Origin of the sequence: Shewanella sp. SM21 (assembly GCF_025654335.1) — a bacterium.
Lineage (GTDB): Bacteria > Pseudomonadota > Gammaproteobacteria > Enterobacterales > Shewanellaceae > Shewanella > Shewanella oncorhynchi.
Genome location: NZ_JAKKRL010000028.1, coordinates 1 through 4,568, shown reverse-complemented (window position 1 = coordinate 4,568; position 4,568 = coordinate 1). Strand labels below are relative to the sequence as shown.

Annotated in this window: 4 protein-coding genes, 4 tRNA genes and 1 rRNA gene; 8 read left to right on the top strand and 1 reads right to left on the bottom strand. The window is 45.4% G+C overall.

Features of this window, described 5'->3' with window-relative positions:
* The first annotated feature begins 111 nt into the window (after positions 1–111).
* The 3 genes from rrf (at position 112) to birA (ending at position 2,393) form a co-directional block, all read left to right on the top strand.
* Positions 112–227, top strand: a 5S ribosomal RNA gene (gene rrf, locus L5L94_RS21675).
* A gap of 188 nt (positions 228–415) precedes the next feature.
* Positions 416–1,441 (top strand): UDP-N-acetylmuramate dehydrogenase, encoded by a 1,026-nt coding sequence (gene murB, locus L5L94_RS21670; RefSeq protein WP_263165011.1) that lies wholly within the window; start codon positions 416–418, stop codon positions 1,439–1,441.
* Positions 1,434–2,393 carry a bifunctional biotin--[acetyl-CoA-carboxylase] ligase/biotin operon repressor BirA gene (gene birA, locus L5L94_RS21665; RefSeq protein ID WP_263165009.1) on the top strand — a complete coding sequence of 320 codons (960 nt, stop codon included), beginning with the start codon at positions 1,434–1,436 and terminating at the stop codon, positions 2,391–2,393. The genes murB and birA overlap by 8 nt, the downstream gene beginning before the upstream one ends.
* 27 nt (positions 2,394–2,420) lie before the next feature.
* Here the strand turns inward: birA and coaA are convergent, their stop codons facing one another.
* Entirely contained in the window at positions 2,421–3,371 is a 951-nt protein-coding gene (coaA, locus tag L5L94_RS21660) for a type I pantothenate kinase (RefSeq protein WP_105251027.1), read from the bottom strand.
* A 235-nt stretch (positions 3,372–3,606) separates the two neighbouring features.
* Between coaA and L5L94_RS21655 the strand changes: the two genes are divergently transcribed.
* The 5 genes from L5L94_RS21655 to L5L94_RS21635 all read left to right on the top strand — a co-directional run.
* Positions 3,607–3,682, top strand: a tRNA-Thr gene (locus L5L94_RS21655).
* Positions 3,683–3,690: 8 nt separating this feature from the next.
* A tRNA-Tyr gene (locus L5L94_RS21650) sits at positions 3,691–3,775 on the top strand.
* 38 nt (positions 3,776–3,813) lie between these two features.
* A tRNA-Gly gene (locus L5L94_RS21645) sits at positions 3,814–3,887 on the top strand.
* Positions 3,888–3,895: 8 nt separating this feature from the next.
* Positions 3,896–3,971 (top strand) — tRNA-Thr (locus L5L94_RS21640).
* 117 nt (positions 3,972–4,088) lie between these two features.
* On the top strand, positions 4,089–4,568 hold a 480-nt coding region (locus L5L94_RS21635; RefSeq protein ID WP_263165002.1), incomplete at its 3' end, for a GTP-binding protein.

Below are 4,568 nucleotides of genomic sequence, written 5' to 3'. Positions count from 1 at the left end.
GCCTTAGACAGAATATCGACACTTGATGAAGTTAAAAACTCAACAGAAAATCAGCTTTCCGAATTATTATTTGCGTGAGCCAGAGATGGACACGGTAATAAACAGAATTTGCTTGGTGACAATAGCCTTGTGGAACCACCTGATCCCATCCCGAACTCAGAAGTGAAACGCAAACGCGCCGATGGTAGTGTGGGGTCTCCCCATGTGAGAGTAGGTCATCGCCAAGCGCCTAATTATCTCATTGAGATGTAACCAAGCCAGCTGAATAAGCTGGCTTTTTTGCGTCTATAATTTGTTAATTGGAGTGATTTTCCTGCTTTTCTCTCTGTTCTTCATCCAGCCATCTTCTCTAGCATGAGCTGCAATCCTCGCTTTTAGCAGTTACAATACGTTTTTGCCGTCATTGAACAAACAAATGTCCCTATCTCATAGCCTTCAATCATTTAATTCCTTTGGTTTAGCCCAGTCTTGCGCGGATCTTGTTGAAGCGCACTCAAAAGAAGCTGTTAAGGCGATATGTCTGCCGCTATGGCAGCAACAATTGCCTATGTTGGTGCTTGGTGGTGGTAGCAATCTGGTCTTTACGGAGGACTTTAACGGCACAGTTGTCAGGATTTTATCGAAAGGGATAAAAGTATCTGAAGACACAGAAGCGTTTTATCTCGATGTTGAGGCGGGTGAGAATTGGCACGAGTTAATTCAGTTTACGCTCGAGCATGGCATGTTTGGGCTGGAGAATATGGCATTAATTCCTGGGACGGTTGGTGCAGCACCTATTCAGAATATTGGCGCTTATGGTGTTGAACTATGTGATGTGTGTGATTGGGTTGAGTATCTTGATTTACCCTCAGGTGAGTTTGTGCGCATCAGCACAGCTGAGTGTCAATTTGCTTACCGTGAGTCTATTTTCAAAGACAAATTGCGCAATCTCGCTGTAGTCACAGCTGTTGGGCTGCGCTTAGCTAAACGTTGGCAACCGCGTTTAGTCTATGGTCCATTGCAATCGTTTGATCCTGCAACCGTTACAGCGCATGAGATTTTTGAGCGCGTATGCCAAGTACGAAGTGAAAAGCTTCCTGATCCCGCAGTGCTCGGCAATGCAGGCAGTTTCTTTAAAAACCCCATTGTAAGCGCAGCCTGTTATCTCGATTTAGCACAGCGTTTTCCGACGATAGTGGGCTACGCACAAGCGGATGCAACAGTGAAATTGGCTGCAGGCTGGTTGATTGAACAAGCGGGACTGAAAGGTTTTGTGCTCGGCAATGTGGCAGTGCATGACAAGCAAGCCTTAGTGTTAGTGAATCGAGGCGGAGCAACGGGGCATGATATTTGCCGCCTAGCACTGCATGTTATTGCGCAAGTTCGGGATAAATTTGGTGTCGTTCTAGAAGCCGAGCCTAGAATCATTGGGGCCAATGGCGAAGGAGATTTGCATGTCTGATCATTGGGGAAGAAAACGCCAGATATTAGCTTTATTATCTAGCGGGCAATTTGTTTCTGGCGAGCAGTTAGCCACTGAACTTGGGATTTCGCGTGCCGCAGTGAATAAGCACATCGATGCGCTAGAAACCTATGGTGTGGCAATTTATAGCGTCAAAGGTCGCGGCTATAAGTTAGCGAATCCTATTTCTTTGATTGATGCTTCACGTTTAGTGCAATCAATTGATAATCGTTGCTTTTACTTTGATGAGATAGCAAGCACCAACGGTTTTATGCTGGACCATACTACTGAATTGAAGAATGGTGATGTGTGTGTGGCAGAGTATCAATCCGCAGGTCGTGGTCGTCGAGGCCGAACTTGGGTGTCGCCCTATGGGCATCACTTATATTTCTCGCTGTTTTGGACTTTCCCGCAGGGAATGGCGCAGGCAATGGGATTAAGTTTAGTGGTGGCCTGTACATTGGTTGAAGTGCTTAAATCTTTTGGCGTCGAGAATATTGGTGTTAAATGGCCCAATGACATCTATTTGGATAACAAGAAGCTTGCCGGGATCTTGATTGAGATGTCGGGTCAGGCTGATAGCCAGTGCCAGCTTATCATAGGTGTTGGTGTCAATATGGCTATGTCCGAGGAGCAAGGTAAAGGTATCGATCAGCCTTGGAGTGATTTGTCAGAGTTGGTCGATATGCCTGACAAGACGGCGCTTGTTATTGCATTACATAAGCAGCTTAAGCGTGATATTCAGCTATTTGAGCGTGAAGGATTAGCTGCATTCAAGACTCGTTGGCAAGCCGCAGACTTATTTTATGGCCGTGAAATACGTTTGCTTATGGGGGAAAAGTCTGTCGAAGGAATTTGTCGAGGCGTTGATGAGCAAGGTGCGGTATTGCTCGAAACCGCCGACGGTGTTCAAGCATTTATCGGCGGTGAAATTAGCTTAAGGGCACGCTAAGTACCCAAGAGTCAATTTTACATAAGGCTATTTGCGCATCAGCACGTGGGACATCAAATGATCCTGACCTTTCTGCAGGATCAAATGGGCTCTCTCACGGGTCGGTTGAATGTTAAGTTGTAGGTTTGGACCATTGATTGTGTCCCAAATATTAGCGGCAATCGTATTGGCCTCATCATCGGTTAGCGTCGAATAGTGATGAAAATAAGATTTTTTGTCACTGAATGCACCAGAGCGGAACTGCAAAAATCGTTCTTTATACCATTGTTTTAGCAAAGGTTCTTCTGCATCGACATAAATAGAAAAGTCGACAAAATCGGAGACGAAAGGACGACGAGTATCAACGGGGGAGTCGAGTCCTGTTTGTAGTACATTTAAGCCTTCTAAAATTAAGATGTCTGGTTGAGAAACCGTTTGGTGCTGATTCTTAACGCGGTCATAGGTGACGTGTGAATAGATAGGGGCTTTGACATGTGGCTGACCGGATTTCACGGCGGAGATAAACTCAACCAGCATTTTCATATCGTAACTTTCTGGAAATCCCTTACGCTGTAATAGTCCTTTACGTTTTAAGTCCGCCAGAGGATACAAAAAACCATCTGTTGTCACCAAATCAACTTTTGGGTGTTCAGGCCAGTGTCGTAGTAAAGCTTGCAAAATACGTGCTGTGGTGCTTTTCCCGACGGCGACACTACCAGCAATACTAATGATGTAAGGACTTTTTGATGGTTTTTGACCGAGGAATTCATCAACCACTAAGCCTCGTTGTTGCTTAGCTTTAACGATCAAATTCAGTAGCCGGCTAAGGGGAAGATAAATATCGGTCACTTCCGATAAGGAAATCTTTTCATTTATGCCTCTAAGGTTCTCCAAGTCTTGCTCACTCAGTGTCAACGGCACTGAATCTCGTAACTCAGACCATTGCAGGCGCTCGAAGGCGAGATAGAGTGCTTTTTGAATTGAATTTTTAGAAGTCATTGGCTTTCCTCAGCTTAGGAAAGGCACAGTACACTATGAGATTATTTGGAACAATACTAAATGGGTGATTGCAGTCGTGTTTCCGTTACCGTTTGATGTATTCGCTGTTTAATTGGCCGTCAAAGTTGCATAACGTGTAAAAAAACACCGTTCAAGCGCTTTTTTTACGTAAATAGGCGTTTTTTACTTGCACTTGGGAGCGCATTTACCTAATATCCCGTTCCGAAATGATAATGCCGGCATAGCTCAGTTGGTAGAGCAACTGACTTGTAATCAGTAGGTCCCGAGTTCGACTCTTGGTGCCGGCACCATTTTCTGTGGAGGGGTTCCCGAGTGGCCAAAGGGATCAGACTGTAAATCTGACGGCTCAGCCTTCGAAGGTTCGAATCCTTCTCCCTCCACCACTTTTTTCTAGGTAGTTAGGTAGCCTTAGTTAGGTTGCGCGGACATCGTATAATGGTATTACTCCAGCCTTCCAAGCTGATAACGCGGGTTCGATTCCCGCTGTCCGCTCCAAATTAGTTGCTGATATGGCTCAGTTGGTAGAGCACACCCTTGGTAAGGGTGAGGTCGGCAGTTCGAATCTGCCTATCAGCACCAGCCTCTCTAAATTTAGCTCCTACTCCTAAACATAATCGGTTCGATGTCATTTTAATGCATCGGATTTTTTCTATATGCTAGTTTTCATCACCAAGAATCTTGGACTGAGGCATTACCATGGCTAAAGCTAAATTTGAACGTATTAAGCCCCATGTAAACGTGGGCACCATTGGTCACGTTGACCATGGTAAAACCACACTGACTGCAGCTATCTCTCACGTACTGGCTAAGACCTACGGTGGCGAAGCTAAAGACTTCTCTCAAATCGATAACGCTCCAGAAGAGCGTGAGCGCGGTATTACGATCAATACCTCTCACATCGAATATGACACGCCTTCACGTCACTATGCACACGTAGACTGCCCAGGCCACGCTGACTATGTTAAAAACATGATCACTGGTGCTGCACAGATGGACGGCGCGATTCTAGTAGTTGCCTCTACAGACGGTCCAATGCCACAGACTCGTGAGCACATCCTGCTTTCTCGTCAGGTTGGCGTACCTTTCATCATCGTGTTCATGAACAAATGTGACATGGTAGATGACGAAGAGTTACTGGAATTGGTTGAAATGGAAGTGCGTGAACTTCTGTCAGAA